The following is a 6,069-nucleotide window of genomic DNA, read 5'->3' as shown; positions in this document are numbered from 1 at the left end:
TACCGCCTCTTAGTATAAAAAATGAGGAAACTACATTTTCTGTTGCACCATCTCCGTTAGGGGAAGAGGTTAGTACTTTTATCAGTGCCGATACAGCTCCTTGTGAAGATTGCCTCAAAGAGTTACAACAAGATAAGAGAAGACAGGAATATTCTTTTATCAATTGTACAAACTGTGGACCACGGTATACGATTATTAAATCTTTGCCCTATGATCGGGAACGGACGACGATGAACGAGTTTCCCATGTGTGAAGCTTGTCTAGCTGAGTATGAAGATTTAGAGGGGCGTCGGTATAGAGCTGAACCAAATGCATGCTCTCATTGTGGGCCTCGTTATACCTTATACAAGCCAAATCGCACGGCTGTAGATACGGTGAATGTATGGAATACAACGCGTGAATTGATTAATGAAGGTAGTATTATCGCTATAAAAGGGGTAGGTGGCTATCATCTTGTATGCGATGCGCGAAATGACGCGGTTGTACAACGTTTGCGTAAGCGTAAGAACAGACCTCATAAGCCATTAGCTATTATGGTTGGTTCATTAGATACAGCCATAGAGTTAGTTCAAATTAGCGATGTAGAACTAGATGTATTGACGGGAATGGAACGTCCTATTGTGCTACTAGAAAGAAATCATAATAGCTCTGTCCGTTTAAGTGCTCACGTAGCACCTGATAATCATATGTTAGGTGTAATGCTGCCCTATACACCGATGCACGAGGTCTTATTACCCTCTGATGCAGCCTGGGTTATGACTAGTGGTAACAAAAGTGGTGATCCCGTATTATATAACGATGACCAAGCATTTAATGAGCTCGGTGAGGTAGCAGATTATTTCCTAGTCCATAATCGTGAAATCTATGCACCTCTTGATGATTCTGTGGTGATGGTTATCAATAATAAACCACGCTTTATTCGTCGTAGTCGTGGCTATGTGCCTGAGCCGATTCATTGTGAAAGCATAGAGGCTACACCGATTCTGGCTATGGGCAGTGATTTAAAAAATGCTTTTGCCCTAAATAAAGGGAATGAAATTTTACTAGGCCCTCATATTGGAGACCTAGAAAATGCATCTACCCACGAAACGCTAGAGTGGACTATTGATCGTTATGAAAACTTATTCTCTATAGGGCCTGAGAGAGTTATTGTAGATAGTCATCCCCAATTTTTCTCCTCTCATTTAGGGGAACGTATCGGTGAAAGCTCACAAATTCCAGTCGTCACTATTCAGCATCATCATGCACATATAGCCTCTGTTATGGCTGAACATAATTTGATGGGCCCTGTACTAGGTATTGCTATGGATGGTACCGGCTATGGTCCAGATGGAACGATATGGGGAGGGGAGTTTCTTCTCTGCAAAGGCAGTCAATATCAACGACTAGCTCATATCCATGAAGCTCCATTACCTGGTGGAGAAAAGGCTGTCTCAGAGCCATGGCGTCAAGCCTTATGGTACATACGTAATTATTATGGAAACGATATTCCTTCTGCTTACCAAAAATGGATGGAAGAGCTTCCAAAGGGTTGGGAAATTCTAGATAAAGCATTACAATCTACAATGCCTATGATCCAAGCAACGAGTTGTGGTCGTTTATTTGATGCTGTTGGCTCTCTTTTGGGGCTTGGTATGATACATACATATGATGCACAGATTACTATTGCTTTAGAGGCCTTATGTGGCGAAGAAAAAGGTTCCTTGCTTGACTATAATTATGACGGAAAAGTTCTTGACTTTACCCCTACCGTACAAGCCATTATGGATGGCGTTGTACAAGGTAAATCTCGTGCTCATCTAGCTGCGTCTTTCCATAAAACGATTGCTATCGCAATTTGTGAAACTGCAGCCGATTTAATGGAACGATATAAAATAAGTGATGCTGCTATATCAGGCGGCGTATTCCAAAACCGTACATTAGTAGAATTGATCTATCGCGCATGGCATGTAGGCAATTTATATATGAATGAAGTGGTGCCATCTAATGATGGGGGACTGGCATTAGGTCAACTATGGATTGGTAGTCAAACTCAATAGTCGGTACTAGCTAATTGTAGCGGCTATCACTAAATAATGATTGTAATTGTGATACAATGTTATTAGATATATTTATATATTACGCAGAAGCTTTTGTAGTATATTATTTTAAAAGCTTTTGTTTACAGTAGATTTTTATACTATATAAACGAGTGTTATTAGAAATTAAGGAGATAGTATGTGCTTAGCTGTACCAGCGCAATTAATTGCTGTGAATGATGCTATTGGCACCGTTGAATTGACAGGTGCTACACGAGACTGTAGTTTGCTCCTCGTACCGGAAGCGAAGGTAGGGGACTGGCTATTAGTTCATGCAGGTTTTGCAGTACAAATTGTTGATGAAGAAGAGGCTCAAAAAACATTAGAAGCCTTTAAGGAGTTAGAAGAACTTGAAGAAGCTTACTTTGCAGGAAAAGCAGAACACAGCTGATGCGTTGTTAAAACGTATTAATACACTTCATGAGCCCGGTGAAACTGTGCGGCTTATGGAGGTGTGTGGTACACATACCGTATCGATTTTCCGAGAAGGTCTTCGTCAGTTATTGCCTAGTGGCATTGAACTTGTTAGTGGACCAGGTTGTCCTGTATGTGTAACAGATCAAACTTATATGGATAAGGCATTAGCCTATGCAGAACGCGAGGATGTTATTATCGCTACCTTTGGGGATATGTTAAAGGTTCCAGGTAGTTATAGTAGCCTCAGTGAAGCTCAAACTAAGGGGGCCCATATCCATGTTATCTATACACCTTTAGAGGTAATAGAGTTAAGTAAAAAATATCCAGAAAAGAAAATTGTATTCTTAGCTATTGGTTTTGAAACGACTATTGCTGTCATTTGTGCTACTGTAAAAGCAGTTCACGCAGCAGGGCTTAAGAATGTTTTCTTCCTTGTATCTCATAAATTAGTACCACCTGCTTTGAGAGCTTTACTAGACAGACAAGAAGGTCATATTGACGGCTTTATCTTGCCTGGCCATGTAAGTGTGATTATTGGTGAAGAACCATATCGTTTTTTGCCCAAAGAATATGGTGTTCCATCTTGTATCGCCGGTTTTGATGGCTTAGAAATTCTGTCCGCTATAGCTAATATTTTAGAGCAACGAAAAACTGGCAATATTGTTGTGGGTAATACATACCATTCCGTCGTTATGCAGAAGGGCAATCCTGTAGCTCAAGCTATGATAAAGGACGTATATGACGTATGTGATGATGCATGGCGTGGTATCGGCATTATTCCAAACTCTGGCTTAGCTTTAAAAGATGAATATGCCGCTTATGATGCAGAGCGTGTGCTGCCCATTGAGTTAGAGAAACCATCCCTTGATCCTAAAGGTTGTCAATGTGGACGTGTTTTACAAGGCCTTATCAAACCAAGTGAATGTCCATTATTTGGTAAAAGTTGCACTGCAGACCACCCTGTAGGTGCTTGTATGGTATCTGTAGAAGGTAGTTGTGCTGCTTGGTACAAATATGGATATTCCAGTGGTGGATCGACGTGGGAGGATTAATATGGAACGAGTTCGCTTAGTCCATGGTAATGGCGGTCGATTCAGTCATGAATTGACAGAGCGTTTTATTTTAAAATATTTTACAAATGATTTACTGGCACCTTTACACGATGGAGCACAGTTTTCTGTGAATGCTGGACGGATGGCGTTCTCTACGGACTCTTATGTAGTACAACCGGCATTTTTCCCAGGTGGTAATATTGGGAAACTCGCCGTATGTGGAACTGTGAATGACCTTGCCATGAATGGTGCAGTGCCTCAATATTTAAGCTGCGGCCTTATTTTAGAGGAAGGTCTTGCTTTTGATGAATTGGATGAAATTCTTCGGACAATGGCAGATATGGCTAAGGCTGCAAATGTACAAATTGTTACTGGTGACACCAAGGTTGTAAAAAAAGGGGAAGTTGATAAAATCTACATCAATACTGCAGGTATTGGTATGATTCCTGAAGGGATAGATATTGGCCCACATCGCGTAAAAGCGGGCATGGATATTATCTTATCTGGTGCTATTGGAGACCATTCTATTGCCGTTATGGGTCAGCGATTTGGTTTAGATTTATCTGATTCCTTACAAACAGATTGTGCTCCTTTAAATAAGATGGTTCATGCTGTTCTTGATAAGGTAGGACCTCAAGTCGCTTTATTGCGAGATCCTACACGTGGTGGGTTGGGCACTGTGTTAAAAGAAATTGCAGACCAAAGCCAAGTGGGAATTAAGGTGGAAGAAACATCTATCCCTATTCATGATGAAGTGCAGTCTGTGTGTGATATTCTAGGTTATGACCCGTTATATTTAGCCAATGAAGGCAAAGTCGTTTTAGTAGTTGAACCAGAGGTGACCGACCAAGTCCTTCAAATTTTACATAGTTTTGAAGAAGGTAAAGAAGCAGTTCTCATTGGTAAAACCTTAGATAAAAATATCGGCAAAGTAGGATTACAAACGGCTATTGGTGGTGTTCGTTTAGTCGATTTATTAGGTGAGGATCAAGTGCCGCGTATTTGTTAGGTCTATAACTTGAAATAGTATTTTAATTAGTTCATATAATTTCTTTCTTTTTAGGTGATTTTTGATGCTTTTTTAGTATAGGTTCTATTAGATATTGACAGTATTCTGTTGTGATGATAGCATTAAATTAAGTTGTATAAAATTCACTACTAATTCATCGTGTTTTTATACAATGCTGGTATCTTTATGTGTAAGTTCTTATACTTTCACTAGAATCTATGTATAGAATTTGTTAAAATATAAGTATCTATAGGAGGCTTATTATGAAAAAGAAAATTATTACGGCTGTTCTAGGGATTTGTTTAACTACAACTGCATTTGGTGGCATCTTGACTACTCAAGCTGGCGGCTTAAGCAGTATTCTTGGCGGTGCTGCTAAAATTGGTGGTATCGGTATTGTTATTAACAAATTCGGTCCTCAAATTGACACTTTCTTAAATAAATTATTGAAACAAAATAACTTAAGCACAGAATATACAACTAAAGTAGTACCTATTATTAGTATTGGTACAAAAGGTTATATCGGTGCTGCTCAAGTTACTGGTCCTGCATCTAGCATTGAAGAAGTTAAAGCTGTTGCTCAAGTAGAAGGTAGCTTTAATGGCATGGTTCGTGTTAAAGGTTTAGTTCCTGTTGATAGCACAAACCCAGTTGGTGCATCTCGTGTTCAAGGCGTAGGTGTATCTGCGATTATCGATTTGAAAATTTAATGGCCACTGAGCATATAAAATAGTAGACTCAGGGAATAAGCACGGTCTTAGGCCCGTGCTTATTCTGTTGTATAACAGTTATACATTAGATACGTTGTGGAGGAATTTATGAAGAAGCAAGTACTTACACTTTTAATGGCATCCCTAATTTCAGGCACTGCATTTGCTGCTCCTGGTACAGTAACAGAAAAAACAAATGTTTTGGAAACTACTGTATATGGTTCTGTACAAGATGGTGCTGTAGTGGACCGCATTAATCAACTTGATGAAACCGTGTATGGTACTGGTTTCAATGGTAACTCTGCGACATTGAGCAAACGTGTTGATACGCTCTATAACTCCGTAGAAGGTAGCGGCACGAATATTTCTTTGCGTGAAGAAATGGACGCATTAGAATATACGTATCAAAATAGTATTAACGCAGGCTCTCTTGTTGATCGTGTAGAAAAAATGGAACGTAGCGTAAATGGTCGCATTGGCAGTGGCTCTTTACAAAAACGCATTGTTTCTTTAAAAACTAAGGTATATGGTAGCAATGTGACTCTTACTAACCAAGTAGGCACATTGGCGGGTAACCAAGTATTTAAAGTAACTTTGAATGATGCTGTTTCCTCTAAAACAAGTCATGAAGGCGATACTGTATCCTTTACTGTGGCTGAAAATGTAATGGATGGTAATGTATTGTTAGTTCCTGCTGGTACTGTAGGTTCTGGTACGATTACTTCTTTGAAAAAGGCTCGTTCCTTTGGTCGTAATGGTGCTTTAGATATCACATTCGATACTATTCCTGCTATCGATGGTAC

General features: G+C 39.6%; 5 protein-coding genes and 1 pseudogene. All 6 read left to right on the top strand.

What is annotated here, in order from left to right; genetic code table 11:
* The coding region (gene hypF, locus Q0F90_RS06455) for a carbamoyltransferase HypF (protein ID WP_296004245.1) at positions 1-2,039 on the top strand (2,039 nt) is incomplete at its 5' end.
* Between the two features lie 178 nt (positions 2,040-2,217).
* A complete protein-coding gene (locus Q0F90_RS06450; protein ID WP_105097814.1) occupies positions 2,218-2,469 on the top strand; it encodes a HypC/HybG/HupF family hydrogenase formation chaperone in 252 nt (83 codons plus the stop codon).
* A complete protein-coding gene (gene hypD, locus Q0F90_RS06445; RefSeq protein WP_296004244.1) occupies positions 2,429-3,547 on the top strand; it encodes a hydrogenase formation protein HypD in 1,119 nt (372 codons plus the stop codon). The genes Q0F90_RS06450 and hypD overlap by 41 nt, the downstream gene beginning before the upstream one ends.
* 1 nt (position 3,548) lies before the next feature.
* Positions 3,549-4,556, top strand: coding sequence for a hydrogenase expression/formation protein HypE (hypE, locus tag Q0F90_RS06440; RefSeq protein ID WP_296004243.1), 1,008 nt, complete (start codon positions 3,549-3,551; stop codon positions 4,554-4,556).
* A gap of 263 nt (positions 4,557-4,819) precedes the next feature.
* Positions 4,820-5,266, top strand: coding sequence for a hypothetical protein (locus Q0F90_RS06435; RefSeq protein ID WP_054747695.1), 447 nt, complete (start codon positions 4,820-4,822; stop codon positions 5,264-5,266).
* A gap of 108 nt (positions 5,267-5,374) precedes the next feature.
* A pseudogene (locus tag Q0F90_RS06430) lies at positions 5,375-6,069 on the top strand (hypothetical protein); the annotation flags it as partial.

Origin of the sequence: uncultured Veillonella sp. (assembly GCF_934190855.1) — a bacterium.
Taxonomy (GTDB): domain Bacteria; phylum Bacillota; class Negativicutes; order Veillonellales; family Veillonellaceae; genus Veillonella.
Note: the sequence above shows the minus strand (reverse complement) of the source record. Positions and strands in the feature narration are given on the sequence as shown.